The organism is Pseudidiomarina fusca (genome assembly GCF_032227045.1).
Classification (GTDB): domain Bacteria; phylum Pseudomonadota; class Gammaproteobacteria; order Enterobacterales; family Alteromonadaceae; genus Pseudidiomarina; species Pseudidiomarina fusca.
Genome location: NZ_JANFPJ010000003.1, coordinates 247,083 through 263,498 on the forward strand (window position 1 = coordinate 247,083; position 16,416 = coordinate 263,498).

18 protein-coding genes are annotated in these 16,416 nt (G+C 49.2%); 3 read left to right on the top strand and 15 right to left on the bottom strand.

Annotation, left to right across the window (positions count from 1 at the left end; translation table 11 throughout):
• Positions 1–4 precede the first annotated feature (4 nt).
• Positions 5–1,159 (bottom strand): sialidase family protein, encoded by a 1,155-nt coding sequence (locus NOG12_RS02850; protein WP_313932362.1) that lies wholly within the window; start codon positions 1,157–1,159, stop codon positions 5–7.
• Between the two features lie 212 nt (positions 1,160–1,371).
• Here NOG12_RS02850 and NOG12_RS02855 point away from each other — a divergent pair, with 212 nt between their 5' ends.
• Positions 1,372–2,727, top strand: a complete 1,356-nt coding sequence (locus tag NOG12_RS02855) for a DUF1329 domain-containing protein (protein WP_313932363.1) — start codon at positions 1,372–1,374, stop codon at positions 2,725–2,727.
• 75 nt (positions 2,728–2,802) lie between these two features.
• On the opposite strand, the gene NOG12_RS02860 is transcribed toward NOG12_RS02855, so the two are convergent.
• The 4 genes from NOG12_RS02860 to NOG12_RS02875 are packed head-to-tail and all read right to left on the bottom strand — an operon-like array spanning position 2,803 to position 6,247.
• Complete coding sequence (locus tag NOG12_RS02860; protein ID WP_313932364.1) at positions 2,803–3,672, bottom strand: NAD(P)-dependent oxidoreductase; 870 nt, start codon at positions 3,670–3,672, stop codon at positions 2,803–2,805.
• Positions 3,669–4,655, bottom strand: a complete 987-nt coding sequence (locus tag NOG12_RS02865) for a diacylglycerol/lipid kinase family protein (RefSeq protein ID WP_313932365.1) — start codon at positions 4,653–4,655, stop codon at positions 3,669–3,671. Before NOG12_RS02865 ends, NOG12_RS02860 begins: the two co-directional genes overlap by 4 nt.
• 15 nt (positions 4,656–4,670) lie before the next feature.
• A complete protein-coding gene (locus tag NOG12_RS02870) occupies positions 4,671–5,477 on the bottom strand; it encodes a methyltransferase domain-containing protein (protein ID WP_153825517.1) in 807 nt (268 codons plus the stop codon).
• A 14-nt stretch (positions 5,478–5,491) separates the two neighbouring features.
• Positions 5,492–6,247: a Nif3-like dinuclear metal center hexameric protein gene (locus tag NOG12_RS02875; protein ID WP_153825516.1), complete on the bottom strand. Its 756-nt coding sequence runs from the start codon at positions 6,245–6,247 to the stop codon at positions 5,492–5,494.
• Positions 6,248–6,383: 136 nt separating this feature from the next.
• Between NOG12_RS02875 and NOG12_RS02880 the strand changes: the two genes are divergently transcribed.
• Positions 6,384–6,746 (top strand): hypothetical protein, encoded by a 363-nt coding sequence (locus NOG12_RS02880; protein WP_153825515.1) that lies wholly within the window; start codon positions 6,384–6,386, stop codon positions 6,744–6,746.
• 105 nt (positions 6,747–6,851) lie between these two features.
• Here the strand turns inward: NOG12_RS02880 and NOG12_RS02885 are convergent, their stop codons facing one another.
• Genes NOG12_RS02885 through NOG12_RS02930 form a run of 10 tightly spaced genes read right to left on the bottom strand, consistent with a single transcriptional unit; the run spans position 6,852 to position 15,638 of the window.
• Positions 6,852–7,385 (bottom strand): DUF3833 domain-containing protein, encoded by a 534-nt coding sequence (locus NOG12_RS02885; protein WP_153825514.1) that lies wholly within the window; start codon positions 7,383–7,385, stop codon positions 6,852–6,854.
• On the bottom strand, positions 7,385–8,035 hold the full coding sequence (locus NOG12_RS02890) for a chalcone isomerase family protein (protein ID WP_153825513.1): 651 nt from the start codon (positions 8,033–8,035) through the stop codon (positions 7,385–7,387). The genes NOG12_RS02885 and NOG12_RS02890 overlap by 1 nt, the downstream gene beginning before the upstream one ends.
• A complete protein-coding gene (locus NOG12_RS02895; protein WP_153825512.1) occupies positions 8,001–8,564 on the bottom strand; it encodes a DUF2878 domain-containing protein in 564 nt (187 codons plus the stop codon). The genes NOG12_RS02890 and NOG12_RS02895 overlap by 35 nt, the downstream gene beginning before the upstream one ends.
• A gap of 6 nt (positions 8,565–8,570) precedes the next feature.
• Positions 8,571–9,809 carry a class I SAM-dependent methyltransferase gene (locus NOG12_RS02900; protein ID WP_313932366.1) on the bottom strand — a complete coding sequence of 413 codons (1,239 nt, stop codon included), beginning with the start codon at positions 9,807–9,809 and terminating at the stop codon, positions 8,571–8,573.
• Between the two features lie 35 nt (positions 9,810–9,844).
• The gene (locus NOG12_RS02905) at positions 9,845–10,708 is read right to left on the bottom strand and encodes a DUF1365 domain-containing protein (RefSeq protein WP_313932367.1); all 864 of its coding nucleotides are present in this window, start codon (positions 10,706–10,708) and stop codon (positions 9,845–9,847) included.
• The gene (locus NOG12_RS02910; protein WP_313932368.1) at positions 10,695–11,975 is read right to left on the bottom strand and encodes an NAD(P)/FAD-dependent oxidoreductase; all 1,281 of its coding nucleotides are present in this window, start codon (positions 11,973–11,975) and stop codon (positions 10,695–10,697) included. Before NOG12_RS02910 ends, NOG12_RS02905 begins: the two co-directional genes overlap by 14 nt.
• Positions 11,976–11,991: 16 nt before the next feature.
• Complete coding sequence (locus tag NOG12_RS02915; RefSeq protein WP_153825508.1) at positions 11,992–12,708, bottom strand: SDR family NAD(P)-dependent oxidoreductase; 717 nt, start codon at positions 12,706–12,708, stop codon at positions 11,992–11,994.
• Positions 12,705–13,157, bottom strand: a complete 453-nt coding sequence (locus NOG12_RS02920) for a nuclear transport factor 2 family protein (RefSeq protein ID WP_313932369.1) — start codon at positions 13,155–13,157, stop codon at positions 12,705–12,707. Before NOG12_RS02920 ends, NOG12_RS02915 begins: the two co-directional genes overlap by 4 nt.
• A gap of 58 nt (positions 13,158–13,215) precedes the next feature.
• The gene (locus NOG12_RS02925) at positions 13,216–14,661 is read right to left on the bottom strand and encodes a cryptochrome/photolyase family protein (RefSeq protein WP_313932370.1); all 1,446 of its coding nucleotides are present in this window, start codon (positions 14,659–14,661) and stop codon (positions 13,216–13,218) included.
• Positions 14,658–15,638, bottom strand: coding sequence for a YbgA family protein (locus tag NOG12_RS02930; RefSeq protein WP_313932371.1), 981 nt, complete (start codon positions 15,636–15,638; stop codon positions 14,658–14,660). Before NOG12_RS02930 ends, NOG12_RS02925 begins: the two co-directional genes overlap by 4 nt.
• A gap of 140 nt (positions 15,639–15,778) precedes the next feature.
• Between NOG12_RS02930 and NOG12_RS02935 the strand changes: the two genes are divergently transcribed.
• Entirely contained in the window at positions 15,779–16,387 is a 609-nt protein-coding gene (locus NOG12_RS02935) for an LON peptidase substrate-binding domain-containing protein (protein ID WP_313932372.1), read from the top strand.
• The last annotated feature ends 29 nt before the right edge of the window (positions 16,388–16,416 follow it).

Genomic DNA, 16,416 nt, shown 5'->3' on the forward strand with positions numbered 1-16,416 from the left:
ATCCTTAGTTACGCAAAGCGGGTTGAGTGAGCAGGCCTCGCTGCCCCACCATAGTCAGAGTACCGTCATCGTTAAGCACCACGTCGGTTAGTGCGGCACCACTACTGTGAGTGCTTTCAAGCACCTCGCCAGCGGCATTCGCCCACGCTATCACACCAGCATTACCCACCAAATAAACGCCACCATCGGGGGCATCTATTGCAGCATTAATATTGACCGGATCTTGCAAGCTAATCTGACTAAAAGATTCGCCGTGATCCTCGCTTACAAAGATATTACCACGTAGACCAAACGCCCATAGCCGCTGCTCTGCATCCACATGCAAACCAAAAAACGAGCCGTAATAAGGGCTATCTAGGGTTTCCCAGGTCGAGCCCTGATCAGCACTTCGAAAGAGTAATCCCGATTCACCCGCTAAGTAGGTGTAATCCGAATCTGCCGTTAAACTATTCAAATGATAACCATCTGGATTTTCGAGTGCTCCGTCTAGCACCTGCCAGCTACGACCAGCATCGGTACTGCGCAACAAGGAGCCATAAGCACCAGCTACTAAGACGACCTCAGGGGTTAGCGCTAATACATCTAAAAACGGTTTGGTGGGGCCTTCTTCTTCGGCAAACTGCGCATTTTCTAAATTAAACTCGGCAGTTTCTAGAGCAAATTCAAGATCGCCAATAAGCTCGTCAGCACCCTTTGCTTCAGCTGCTGCGATCTCATCTGTTAACTGTTCAATACGAGTTGCGAAGTAATCTTGTTGTAGCTGAATAAATGCAAAACCATCCAATTGCCGCTGCCAAGTTTGGCCGCCATCGCTGCTGCCAACAATCACCCCATGGTGACCGACAGCCCAGCCCTGTTGCGCATCGGCAAAACTCACTGAGCTTAGAAAAACACTGGTAGGAACGGGCATTTGTTGCCACTGCTGCTCGGTGCGGCGCAAAATAATGCCATAATCGCCAACGGCGATGTCAGCCTCGCCTGCTTCAGCGATATCACTTAATACCGCCCGCTGCGCTTCTTTTGCCATCACCGCAGGTGCGGTAATCACTTCGTAGGCAGAACTTTCTTCAGCGCTAGCTATAGGCGCTGCTAAGGCCGTTGCCACTGCACTTGCTAGCAGCGTTAATGCTGCACCAGCAGACGCTGTTGCTTTAATCATGGAACCCTCTTGATTGTTCTTGGTCTTAGAATTGTCATGTAAACTGTTGCAAATTTTTGTTTCGCGATACATGCTATGTGAAATCGCTAGAGGTCAAACCAGCTGATACCTTACATCGAGAATGAATGTAACGCTAGTAGCAGTTGGGCATTTATATTACATTAGTTTTGATGTAGCTTTAACGCGAACTAAGAACAACAAGGAAAAGCACAATGAATAAAATGATGCTAAAAGCCGGTATTTTTGCGCTATCAGTGGTATCAGCAAGTGTCATGGCTAAAGTTAGCCCTGACGAAGCCAACCGCTTAGGTCAAGATTTAACTCCGGTAGGTGCCGAAATGGCCGCCAATGCTGATGGTTCTATCCCAGCTTGGACTGGTGGCTATAGTGTGAAAGCAGACGGAGAAGTGCCAGACCGTCCAGCCGACCCATTTGCCGATGAACAGCCTATTCTTACGATCACGCCTGCCAACGTCGACCAGCATGCCAACATGTTGTCGCCAGGCCAGGTGGCCATGTTCAAGAAATACCCAGACTTTAAGATCCACGTCTATCCTACCCACCGTACCGCAGCTTACCCGCAAGCCGTGTACGATGTGATTAAGAAAAACGCCCTTAACGCTGAGCTTATCAGTGGTGGCAATGGTTTAGCTAACTTTGACAAACACATTCCGTTCCCAATTCCATCATCAGGTGTCGAAGCTGTTTGGAACCACATTACCCGTTATCGTGGTGGCTCGGTTCAACGTTTAGTGAACCAGTTCCCAGTACTAGAAAACGGTAGTTTTGTACCTGTGTTATTGCGTGAGTCGTTGGTATTCCCTGAATACTTAGCCAGCGGCCGTGAGTCAGCAGACGACAACGTGCTGTTCTACTTCTTACAAGAAGTTCTTGCACCGGCGCGTATGACAGGTACCGTATTGTTGGTTCACGAAACGATTGACCAGGTGAAAGAAGCACGTCGTGCATGGCTGTATAACGCAGGTCAACGTCGTGTTCGTAAAGCTCCATCAGTAGCCTATGACGGTCCAGGTACCGCATCAGATGGCTTACGGACTTCTGATGGCTTAGATATGTTCAACGGTGCGCCAGATAAATACAACTGGGAACTTGTGGGCAAGCGCGAAATGTATATCCCATACAACAACTACAAGCTGATGGATACGAGCTTGTCGTATGACGATATCATCGGCCCTGGCCACATGAACCAAGACTATGTACGGTACGAAAAACACCGTGTATGGGAAGTGAAAGGCACCTTGAAAGATGGCGAGCGTCATATTTATGCAACCCGCCATATGTTTATCGATGAAGATACCTGGACAGCCTCAGTCATCGACCAGTACGATGGTCGCGGCGAATTGTGGCGCGTAGCGGAAGCCTACAACACCCAATTCTACTACCACGACACCCCGTGGATGGCAGCAGAGGCTTTGTATGACCTTAACTCAGGTCGATACATCCTACTGGGCCTATCTAACGAAGAAAGCGAGTTCATGAACTTTGGTATTAAGATGAGCCGCTCAGACTTCAGCACCGGTAGCTTACGCCGGATGGGTATTCGTTAAGATCTAACCCGCTGAGCTTATAAGCAACAGATAATAAAAGGCCTTATCAATTGATAAGGCCTTTTTTATTGGCGATTAATCTCGTTCTAGACGGGCTAACAAACTGGACGTATCCCAACGTGAACCACCCATTTTCTGAACTTCAGCATAGAACTGATCCACCAAAGCTGTCATCGGCATACTCAAGCCTTGGCGTTCTGCTTCCTGCAACGCAATTTTTAAATCCTTGCGCATCCAATCCACGGCAAAACCATGCTCATAATGATTGTTCCACATGGTTTGATAACGATTCTTCATTTGCCAAGAGCCGGCGGCACCTTGGCTAATGGCGTTGATCAAGGTGTCTGCATCCAGCCCTACCTTGCGTGCCAGTTGTAATCCTTCCGCTAAGCCCTGCACCACCCCAGCAATGCAAATTTGGTTCACCATTTTGGCTAATTGCCCATGGCCTGCTGGCCCCATGTACTCGCGGGTTTTCGCATAACAAGCTAAGGCCTTGTCCGCTTGAATTAAAGCCTCTTTATCACCACCAATCATAGCCGTTAAAACACCGTTCTCTGCGCCCTGCTGACCGCCAGATACCGGCGCATCGAGCCAACCAATACCACGTTCGGCACAAGCCGTAGCGAGTTCCTTCGCAAGTTCTGCTGACGCGGTAGTGTGGTCAATTAAAATGCTGCCCGGCTGCATGCTGGCCAACACCCCATGTTCACCGTACACCACGCTGCGTACATCATCGTCATTGCCCACACACAACATCACTAAATCAGCGCCTTGCGCAGCAGCTGCTGGGGTAGCAGCTGCCTTACCTTGGTAACGCTGTTGCCACTGCTGTGCTTTGCTTGCAGTACGGTTGTAAACAGTGGTGGTAACCCCCCCGGTTTGTAAATGGCCGGCCATGGGATATCCCATCACACCTAAGCCAATAAATGCACATGCAGTCATGTTTGTCTCTCCAACTCAGTCATACACAAGGCTTCATCTATTGGTAAATTAAGTTTAATTGCCTGCGGGCAAACACTCACGGCCACCGGCCCCTCACCAACAATATCACCATCCACTTCATATATTATTGCCGCCGCTGCTAGCTCGAATGCCGGCCCCTGCTCGGCAGTTACCGGCCGACAATTAATCACTGCTGAGGTATCAATACCACCCCATTTAACTTGTATTAACGCAGCTAACTGCTGCCAGCGTCCCAACAAGGGGATCTCGATACGACGCAAGTCGCCGCGCTGACGGTTGGCTTGTGGGTAAACCTCTAAGCCACCGCCAATAAACCGTCCCAATACCACCAGTTGGCCATTTAGTGCCTGCCCTGATGAGGCGTGCGAGTACCATTGAGTGCGTTTGCTGAGCGGCCCAAACAGGTAACGCAATAACGCAACCGTGTAGCTGAATGAACCTAACCAGCGCTTCATCCATGGCGGTTGTAAGCGCGTAAGATCAACACTGAGGCCACAACCAGCATGATTGATAAAATAATAACTGGCCGTGGCTGTGGCGACTTTACCTAGCGCTAGTTGCAGCTCTTGGTAAGGCGCTCGCATCCGCCAACGCCAGTCCTTAAGCGCAGTGCATCTGTGTTTTGTATGGTTCAAATAATGCCGCGCAAAATCATTACCCGTTCCAACCGCTATCAAACTAATACTCACAGCGCTGTAGGCAAACGCATTGACTGCAATATTGAGGCTGCCATCGCCACCAATCACCAAGCATTCAGCCTTGGTTGTTGGCGCCTTGGTTGTTGGCGCCTTAGTTACTGGCGTCTCGAATGCCGGCGCCATGGCTGCCCGAAGCGCTGCTACGTCGGTGTCTCTATCACCGCTGCTAGCAACTAACTGGGCCTCGCCAAAATAGCTCGCATAAGCTTTAGCATAACGCCGCGCACGCCTACTTAGGCTATGAAAATAAATCACCTGCAGCATATTAGTGACCCAACCCTATGCTCGCTTGAGTTGCCAATGTAAATAACGGCCAATATCACAAAACGGAGCTTGCTGGTTGTAGCGCAGTTCAAGTGCTAATAATTGCTCGAAGCGCTCTTTGTCGGCGGCATTTTTAAGATAATCATGAAAACAACGCACGCCAGTTTTGTGTTCTATCTGTAGCCCTGCTTGTTCTAACCACTGGGCTACGTGCGCGGGAGCTAACGGCTGTTGTGGGCTTAATCGCACTTTTTTCTTAACTGTTAAGCCGGCTTCTACGTAGTCAAAATTACCAAAGATAACGTTAGCCAACACCTTGGCGTCTTTGTTGTAGAACATCAAGGAAATGCCGCCCTGCGGCGCTAGTAGCTGGGGTAACAAAGCAATCGCCGCAGCGGGATCTGCTAGCCACTCTAACACCGCATGGCATAAAATCAGATCATAATCATCAGCTACATGTCCAGGTAGTTGCTGCAACGGCGCTACCAAATACTGATAGCGCTGTGCTAATCCAGCTTGCGCATGCTGTTGTTGCGCTGCCGCCACTATCTCAGCGGATATGTCCGTGTGCATGATGTTGCAGCCTAACTCCGCAAACCACTCGCTAACTTGCCCTAACCCACCACCAATATCCAAAATCTTTAAGGGGCGCTGCTTTGCTCGTGTTAACCAAGGCTGCAAATCACGTTTTAATACAGCTAAGCGCAAACGACCTTTAGTGGTGGCATAGATGTTGTGCGAAAACTTATGCGTGATGCCATCAAAGGATTGATCGCCTGTGGCTTTCGATGCTTGGTTGTTCTGCTTGTTGTTGCTGTTCATGAAGAAAGTTTGGCCTACGCTGGGTTGTCAATATCAATAAAGTGATGCCGCAGGCCAAACTGCGCGGCCAAGTGCTTACCCAAAGCCTGCACACCATAGCGCTCGGTCGCATGGTGTCCAGCTGCGATATAAGCAAGACCTTGCTCGCGCGCACTGTGGGTGGTCTGTTCGCTGATTTCACCACTAATGAAGGCATCAAAACCAGCCGCAGCTACAGCATCGATGAAACCTTGTCCGCCGCCGGTACACCAAGCCACTCGTTGAATGGGTGCAGCCCGCTCAATACACGCGGTTACTGGACGCTGTAGCGCCTCACTGAGGTGTTCGGCTAAGGCGACGCTGCTTAACGGCGCGCTCAAATCACAACCCATCACCACCCCAGCGGGGCTGATGCCTGACACCTGATAACCATCCGGCCAACCTAACACCCGTGCTAATTGAGCATTGTTGCCCAGCGTGGCATGAACATCGAGCGGTAGATGGTAAGCAAATAGATTAACATCCGCTTGAAGCAAGCTTTGTAGCCGACGTTTTTTCATCCCCGTAATCACTTCCGGTTCGTTTTTCCAGAAATACCCGTGATGCACCAACACGGCATCGGCATTGAGCGCAAGGGCTTGGTCTAACAGAGCTTGGTTAGCAGTTACACCAGTCACTAGGGTGTTGATCTCCGCTCGCCCTTCTACTTGCAGACCATTGGGACAATAATCCTTGATGGTCTCTACCTGCAGTAATTCGGCCAGATACTGTTGTAATTGATATCGTTGCAAAATAGGCCTCAATGTCGTCGCTAAATAGGCTCTTTTTTACCATAAATTACAATCTTTTGCCTTGTTGATTAGACAATAACTAGAAAAGACGGTATAAAAAAGAATCACTCTCATGCAACAACGATAGGAACAACACATGAGCAAACTTGATAAGGACCAAGTATTAGCTGATTATTCAGCAGCTTACCTAAAGGCTCACGGCAAACAACCTAATATCGAAGCCAAAGGCGGCTGGTACAGCGTGGATGGCGGTAAAAACATGCGTCTGGCCCAGTTAGCTGAAGCAACAGCCGAGCTTGGCGGTGCAACTGGTAGCTCAGCAGCGCCCGCCAAAGCAAAAGCTTCAGCGAAAAAAGCAGCAGCGAAACCGGCAGTTGCGCCTAAAAAGGCTGTTAAAGTCAGTAAAAGTGGTGGTGGCTTGAGTGCCAAAGAATTGTGGAAGCAGCGCTTAGAACAAGATCAAACCTTGTCGCGGCTACCCCGTGGTTACGATGAGTAAGTTATAACGAGCCGCCTTGGGCGGCTCGTTTGTTATTGCCTGCCTAACCTTTTGTACTCACACCTAGGTGCGAATACCTACGCGCAAATAGCTACGTACCAAGACCTATGAACGCTTACCTATATACAGAGTGATTTCACCTACCGGCAAGCCAAATTTGTACATTTGAGTACGGTTAATCATGTTGTTTTCATCCACCAAGTACATCCAATCATCAAGGTCCACAGCAAAGGGTTCACCATCAAGCTCAATGATTAGGGTATAGCGCCAATGTAAGGCGTTACCACTAGTAGTGCCTATCGCGGTGCCTTCAACATCGCTGGCACGGCCCTCATAGGTATGGTCTGCGGTTTTGGTTAAATACCAAATACGCTCTTGGCGGGTACCGTCTGCATAGTAAAACTGCTCATCTAACACTCCTTCGTTGCCATCCCAAGTACCCTTGAGGTCAGCAGTAAAGCGCTGAATAACCTTGCCACTGTAATCTTGGACAATGCCATGTGCCACCAAGTCACCGTTAAAAAAGGTTTCTAACTTAAGCTGCGGTTGCTCACCTTGGTAGTCTTCTAACTTTGCCGAGCAGCCCACCAGCAGCACCAACAGCATCAGCGCGATCATAGCTTGCCATGCTTGTTTCATTATTTAGCTCCTATTAATTCATCACGCTCATCTTTAAAGCGTGATTTAGCATCAAGCCAGATAGCTAGAAAGTCATCGGTAAACTGCGCCGATGCAATCTCACCAAGTAATTCCTGATTGGCATAAAACTGTGCATCGCCAGCATTGGTCTCAACCAAGGTAATACAATCACCTTTGCTCACGTTAGGCCACATCTCACGCAACTCTTGTAACCATTGCTGGTGCTCTGGGGTTTGCTCAATACCTAAACGCTGCCATTCATCAGCGGTGGTATCCACTAAATCATCCGCATCGATATCACGTAAGTAGGTGAGCTGCAGTGCACGCTGGTTGGCATCGCCAAACGCGCCTGTATCGGTTTTGAGTTGTGCATCATAAACATCCCAAAACCACACTTTTAAGCGTGTTTTGCCTACGGTTTGTAGTTGCTGAAATGCCGGTACTGTACAACTGTCTGCCGCCGCGACAGCCGTCGTCATGGCACTAGCTGCAGCGGCCTCGTTAGCGGCTGCGCTTGGCATACCAACGGCTACCGTTAAGAGCATCCCCGCGGCTAAACTGCTCAGTAACGAACGTGCGGCTGACTGCGGTGAAAACATGTTATGCAGGCTAAGATTAAGACGACTGCGAACTGTTGCTAATGACATCATGACTGCCCTCCTGTGTCTGCTTTATACGTTGTGACACCAGCGCAAAGATCACCATATAAGCAGCCCACAACAAACCATACACCAACCACAAGAGCCATTCTTCAACCAAAATTTCTGCAGCACCCAAGCGGGCACCTATCGCATAAGTTAACGGACCCGAGGCAATGCCCAGCAATGCTGCCCACCAAGGGCGCCCGGCTAAGCCACTGAGGGTGTTCATCAGCATGCCGACAAAGCCCACCCACAGAAGTACCAGCCAAATGGGTAGCCAGCCTTCACTAAAACGTAGGATGCCCATGCTAACCACACTGGCTTCTAATACTAACCCCAGCACCAACAAAGCGACGTACAAGCGCCAGCTGAAAGGCCCAGTACGCAGTGCTAACACCACCTGAGCAGCCACTAAAACCAACGTCAGCGCCAGCCATTCACCACGCCCAGCAACTGCTGCGAACCACACTGCATCAAATAAAAACAAACCTACCAGCTTAGGCAGGTAGGTTTTTATTAACGCCTTAGGATTAGCCATAACCTCTTAACGACTCTGCGGCTTAGTTGCAACCAACTGCACCGCAGATACGGTCCGCTCCCAAAAACCACCTTCGCAATAGCACAGGTAGTAATTCCACATCCGGCCAAAGCGCTCATCGTAGCCTTTGTCGATCAGTTGCGGGTGCGCCTGATTAAAATTGTCGCGCCAGTCAGCTAAGGTTTTGGCGTAGTCATAACCAATATCACGTACTTCACGCATTACCATATCTGTATGCTTAGTAAACATTTCAGCCATCATGGTTAACGACGGCAAAAAACCACCTGGGAAGATATATTTTTGAATAAAATCCACCGAGTTGGCATAGCTTTTCATGCGCTGGTCCGCAATGGTAATGGCTTGCAACGCCATTTTGCCATTTGGCTTAAGTAAACGACTGCAGGTTTTAAAGAAGGTCGGCATGTACTTTAAGCCTACGGCTTCAATCATCTCTACCGATACCAACTTATCGTAAGTACCTTCTAAATCGCGGTAATCTTTTTTCAGCAAAGTGATCTGCTGTGTCAGCCCTTCTCGTTCAATCAGCTCTTTGGTATAGCTATATTGCTCTTCTGAGATGGTCGTTGTAGTTACTTTACAGCCGTAATGTTTGGCGGCAAATACCGCCATACCGCCCCAGCCCGTACCAATTTCGAGCAGGTGATCTTCCGCAGATAGCTCTAAGCTGTCACACAAGCGTTTGAGCTTATGTTGTTGCGCTTCGGCAAGACTTGCATCAGCATGCGGATATACTGCACTTGAATACTGTAGTGCTGGGTCTAAAAAGGCTTGATACAGGTCGTTACCTAAATCGTAGTGCGCTGAAATATTCTCTTTGGCCTGGCGCTTGCTATTGTTGCGGCGCCAGTGCTGAAACTTTTGGAGCGGTAATAACAACCAGCTAAACTTAGCTTCGGCTGCATCTAACGCGGGTAAGTTCCGGGCAAACAATTGAATGACATGGGTCAGGTTGGGTGTCGTCCAACTTTCATCCATAAATAATTCAGCGGCGCCAATACTACCACCAAACAAAAAGCGGCGATAAAAATCCCCTTTCTGTATATCTATCTCAGCTTTTAACTCACTGGCTTTATCACCAAACTCAGCAATCAGCTGACCTTGCTCAAACATCTTAAGGTGACCCAACTGCAGATGATTCAGTAGGCGTAAGACAATGGTACGAAAGGTTTTATCGAGCGTAGTTAAATCGTTCTGCATCACTGTTAAGGCATCTTCTTTATACATGGAACTTACCTGTTATATTGGCCTAATTTAGACCATTATTTGTTGAGTTCATTCTGTTTGGACTCAGTACTGGTTGCCGCTGAACTTGTTGTCTCTGAACTTGTTGTCTCCGAACAATTACGCTCACTGATATACACTGGATTACGTTTTAACCATAATCGCAATGCTTGCCAGTAAATAGCCGCCACCGTACCTACCGTGTTTATTGGATACCGCAATAATACGTTACGAATGCTACGTCGGTTCAATGCCACCCGTGATAATTTCATCGTGGCACTAAAATGACGCACCCAACTGGCGGCATCAGTGCCTGCCGTTGCTTGTTGTTTAAGCACATCTAAATGAACGAGAGCCTTGTCACCCGCCTCTACTGCATACCCAGCTGGTGGTTTGAGCTGCCAACGATAATGCATGTTAAGTGGATTAAAAGGCGATACAAAGAAAGTCTTGGGATGCCGCAGTGGTTGCTGTAAGTCTACGGCATAGTAATGGCGTTCGTTCCAGGGCGTGTTACTTACTTCAGCCAACATATAACTGAACTCTTGCGCCCCATCGCTCTGCACGAAGTAACAATTTAATGGGTTGAAGTAGAGCCCACAGGTTCGCAGCGCACCAAGAAAGAACACCCGTCCGCTGATTGGCTGCTGCAACTGTTCACTGAGTTTTTGGCGCACAGCTGCGGCTAAATCACCGTCGGTATCAGGTAAATAATCGCTGCGTTTAAAGCGTAATGGCACCCAGCGGTTGGTTAACGAAAACCACCGACTTTGCGCCGCCACTTGCTCTAACTCGTCCAATGCTAACCACCACTGCGCGATACTGTAGCTAAAGGCGTGGGGATGCGGTAAGTAGCGAGCGTGGTGCACTCGCCCTCGATAGATAGCACTAGCTAGCGACAAATTCTACTCCTAACCGTTTGGCGACATCGACGGCACTACGAACCCCGTCTTCATGGAAACCGTTATACCAATAAGCCCCGCAATAATGGGTATGTTGCTGGCCACAAATCAGCGCACGCTGGGCGCGGGCTTGCATCGACTCTACACTATAAACCGGGTGCGCATAATGGTAGGTGCCTAAAATCTTTTCAGGATGAATCGCTGCCGTGTTATTTAGCGTAACGCAAAACACCTCTGGAGCCTGAATGCGCTGTAAGATATTCATGTTATAGCTGACTGAACTCGGCCGTGTCCGTGCCTGATCGTCGCTATGCAATAGATAATTCCAGCTGGCCCATGCCCGCTGTTCACGTGGTAGTAAGCGCACGTCAGTATGTAACACTACTTCGTTCATTTGATACGGGATAGCACCTAAAACCTGCTGCTCTGCCGCGCTCGGTTGAGCTAACAAAGCCAAAGCTTCATCGCTGTGACAGGCAAACACCACTTCGTCAAAATCGCGTAACTCGCCATCAGCAAACTCTAATGTGACCGCAGCTTGGCGTTCTGGCAGCTGACGATGTACCGCAACAATATTGGCGTTTAACTCAATACGCTCGCGATAACTCGCAGTTAATGGCGCTACGTATGCACTTGAGCCGCCATCTATGGTCGCCCACTGTGGCCGGTCTGCGACATTCAGTAATCCATGGTTATTAAAGAAGCGTAAGAAAAAGCCTAACGGAAAGGCTTCTGCTTCCTGTAACGAGGCACTCCAAATAGCTGCCACCATGGGCAACAAGTAAAACTCGCTCACTGAAGGATGGATGTGCTGCTGACGTAAAAACTCACCTAGGGTCAACTGATCAAGATCCGCTCCGCTGTTGTAAGCCTCTTTTGCAGCCTTGTTGAACTTTAAGATACCGCGAATCAATCGCCAGAAACTGGGGGATACTAGGTTTTTGCGCTGTGCAAACAAGGTGTTCAGATTGTGCCCATTGTATTCCAAACCAGACTCAGGGTCGCGCACACTAAAACTCATTTCGGTATCTTGCCAAGATACGCCGATCTCGCGCATCAGCTTACGAAATAACGGATAGGTTCTATCGTTAAATACGATAAAACCGGTATCAATGGCGTATTCCTTGCCTTGCACCTCAACGGTAACAGTACGGGTATGGCCACCGATATAACTATTCTTTTCAAACAGGGTGATCTCGTGCTGTTGCTGCAACAAATAGGCCGACGTCATGCCAGCAATCCCAGAACCAATAATGGCGATCTTCATGAACGCATGTACTCCGTTAACTTAAGCGTTTAGATAGTGCAACTTGCCAACTCTGTGGCAACCGCGATAAGAATTTAAGCACCCAGCCAAACAGCGTCGGAAAGGTAATGTCGGTGGTTTTATTAGCAATACCCTTACGGATCCGCTGTGAAGCGAATTCAACCGTTACCTGCATCGGCATCTCAAAGGTATTGGCGTCCGTCATCGGGGTTTTTACAAAGCCCGGAGATACGGTTTGTACATGGATACCCCGTTTCGCTAAATCCACCTGTAAGCTACGCGCGATATACTGGATAGCTGCTTTAGAGCCACCGTAAGCTTGAGCTTTGGTAAACGGCAGCAGCCGTGCAGTACTGCCAACAAAGACTAACTGCGAACCAGCTTGCAGGTTCGGCAATAAAGCCTCGACACAACGCATCATGCCAAACACGTTCACTTCAAACACGCGCTCGAACATGGCCGCTTCAAACTGCTCGACGTCCAAGTACTCACATACACCTGCCGACAAGATCACCACATCAACATCTTGATACACAGCTAAAACTTGCTTGGTGCTGGCCGCATCACTTACATCCAAACGCTGCCCGGCAATGTGCTGGGGATGAACTTGTTCAAGTTCAGCTAGCGCATCTGTATTACGGCCACAAGCTATCACTGTGTGGCCGGCTGCCGCATAATCGAGGGCGAGCTGCTTGCCGATACCAGAGGTCGCGCCAGTAATCAAAATTTTCATGCAGACTTCACCTTATCTTTGACGGTGCGAATGGCCCAGCCAAGCACCGGAATATGTTCATAGACCATCGCACCAGCATCGTAGTAATCCACTTGAGCGATAATCTTGCCATTCGCTAACTTAAAATGGCTGGTACCTGGCAATGTCACCTGCTCGCCTTTAGCCAACTTAGGGTGCCGTAACAACATCTGCCAGGCTACAAACAAGTTATCACCCTGCAACGCATGGTCGGTAAACTTAAAGTAGCAGCTCTGCACATTTTTAATGGTGTTTTGAAAATAAGCTTTGAGGTCGCTCAACCCATGCACTTGGTGAATAGGATCGACAAAACTCACCTGGTCAGCATAGAGTGCATCTAGCGCGGCAATACTTTGTTGGTTTAGCTCGGCATAGACCTGTTCTAGGCGTGCCACAATGTCACTGTTATCGGTTGCGCTTGTATCAGTCATGCCTGCTCTCCGGTGTTATGCCTACCATCTACCCTCTAACCTAGTAAACTCAGCGGTTTTATAATGCTTTAAACGCAGCTAAAAAACGCTCTCGAGCTACTTTATGGTCCACGATAGGTTGCGGATAATCACTGCGTTTACGGTCTTTCAGCCATTTTCCTGGAGCATGGATATGCTGTTTCGGACAATCGGCTAATTCTTTCACCCATCTACGAATATAACTGCCGTCGGGATCAACTTTTTCGCTCTGTAAGGTTGGGTTAAACACCCTGAAATAAGGTGCTGCATCAGTACCCGTCGAGGCACTCCACTGCCAGCCGCCGTTGTTGGCCGGAAAGCTGCCATCAATTAAGTGACGCATAAAAAACTGTTCACCTAAGCGCCAATCCAGCAGTAAATCTTTAACTAAAAAGTGAGCTACTATCATCCGTACTCGGTTGTGCATCCAACCTTCTGCAGCTAATTGCCGCATGCCAGCATCCACGATAGGAAAGCCGGTACGGCCTTCACACCAGCGTTGAAAGCTGTCGGCATCCTCACGCCATTGCATAGCATCGGTATGTTTTAAAAAGGCTTTGCCATAATTTAAGCGCGGCACGTGGAACATCAGATGTTGGTAAAACTCTCGCCAAATCAATTCCGTTAGCCACACATCAGGACCTTGATCTAACGCATCAGGAAAGTCCGGACTTAACTGCGCTAACTGCTGCACGGCTTGCCATGGCGATAGCATGCCTAGTTCCCAGTAGGGTGATAAACGCGAAGTCGTATCTAGACCTGGCAAATCACGTTCCGCCGCATAAGCGGTCACCCGCTCCTCGATGTACCCTTGTAATTGCTGATACACTGCATCTTCACCCACCACCCAGGCGCTGGAATCCTGTCGCGGGTAATCAACCTCGGGTACCACGGCTGCTGCCACCTTGCAGCGGCGTTCCACGGGTTGCATGAATGGCAGCCCATTATGACCAAGCTGCTCTCGCAAATGCTGCCGCCACGCTTTCGCAAATGGAGTGAACTTCTGGTAAATAGTGCCGGTTTGAGTGGTCAACACAGGGGGGACGACGAGGTTGCCATGATGCCCATGCCACGCCACACCTTGCTGCTCCAACAGCGCTTTTACTGCACGATCTCGGCGCACTTCGTGCAACGGATACTCTACATTGACATGAACCTCTGACAGCTGCTGTTGTTCGGCAAATCGCTTCACGGCTTTAGGCGCTACTTGCCAACTCTCAATCACCTGAATGGATAGCGCTATCCCAGCCGCCGCCGCACTTTTTACAAACTCGTGTAGGTGCCGATAATACAAGTCCCACTTGATTGGAGCCCAATCGTGCTCATGCATTTGCTGTGGGCAAAGCAAAATCAACGCCGGGATGGGCTGCTCAGCGCCATTCAGCTTAGCCGCTGCTGCCAGTGCCGGATTACTGCGTAGCCGCAGGTCGTGGCGCAACCACAACCCTGCCCGTGCGCTAGCCGTTGCTGGTGCCTCTGAACTCATAACGCGTACCTCAATTTCAAATCAGCTGGGTAAGGATTCAAGTAACGCTGTCCGGCCAAGTAGCTATCTGGATATTCCCGTAAATAATGTCGTAGCAAGGTTAATGGCGCCAACAACGGCTGGATACCATCGTGGTAATCCAGAATCAGCTGACTTAGCTCTTGCTTTTGCTCAGCGTTTAAATGACGACCAAAATAGCCCTGCAAATGTTGCAAGACGTTAGTATGGTTGGCTCGTGTCGCTGGTTTACCTAATGCCTGCATCACCTGCTCAATATACTCTTGTGCATCTGCTGAGGTTAAATCTTGTTGCGCCGCAACCCAGCGGCCAAGCTCACGATATTGCTGCTGGTTATGCGCCATAAGGAGTAGTTTTAGGCTGGTATGAAAGGCTAATAAATCAGCTTTCTTCACCGCCACCGCCGGCGTTGCTTTGCCCAACAGTTGCTGCCAAGCATGATAGACATACACCCGCATGATAAAGTTCTCGCGTAGTGGTGCATCGTTTAACCGGCCATCTTCTTCTAATGGCAAAGCAGGATGCAACTGCCTTAACCGCTGTACAAAAATGCCCTCAGCGGCTTTTTTTGAATAGCCAGTAACAGGATCGTACAACTTAACCCGTTCCATCCCGCAACTAGGCGATTTTGCACAAAGTACGTAGCCACTTAATTGGCGCAAATGCGGCTGCGCCCGGTCGGCAAATTCGGTTAAGCGTGCAGTCACGTCTTCACCTGTCTTAGGTACAATTGCACGTACCGAAGATGCAGGTTCCGAAGCGGTAGGTGCTTGTTCATGCCACTCTAAGCGGATGGTTGGACGCGGCACCGGCATACCAATCCCGACTTCGGGACACAACTTGACAAACTCCACATGACGAATTAACTCATCGGCACAAAAAGAAGACCTTTTATGGCCGCCGTCATAACGCACCTGATCGCCTAATAAACAGGCACTTATCCCAACTTTGATGGTCACAAGCTACTCCTTGTTCTTGAACTCATGCTGACAACATACTGACAAATTACGCTAGTCGCGAGGAAAAGTTCACTAAGTACTAATCCAAAGACCAGAGGCTAGCGTACTGGAGCATAAGTTTAACTATGAAGGATTTAAGCATGACACATGCGCAACCCACAATTCCCTTGTTTCCTCTCTCTGGACATGTGCTTCCTGGGGGAACCATGCGTTTGCGCATCTTTGAGCCTCGCTACGTGCGGATGGTGAAAGAAGCCTGCAATGGTAACAGTTGTTCACCGATTGGCTTATGCATGCTCAATGAGGATGGCGACGTAGCTTCTAACACCCATATCCATCCCATTGGCACCAAGGTCACCATTGTTGATTTTGAGCAATTACCTGATGGCTTACTGGGGATCACGGTAGCCGGCAATGAGCTGTTTCGTATCGTCGACATTCAAGTGCAAGACGATGGCCTACGAGTAGGCGAAATTGAGCCGATTGGAGCTTGGTCAGCGTTGTCATTAAGCGCGAACGATAAGCATATTGCTGACCAGTTAAACGCTGTCTATCAAGCTTATCCAGAACTTGCCATCGAAGCTGACCCTGAACTGTGGCAACGAGCTGATTGGGTAGCGCTACGCTGGCTAGAGTTATTACCCATAGCCGCGACTGCCAAGCAAGAATTGTTGCAAGCCCCAACGGCTGATGCCGCCTTAGAGTTTTTACGCGATTTGATGGATGCTAGCCAAGAATACGACAGCTAATTATTTTTGCAGATTTTTTAGGCAGTAGT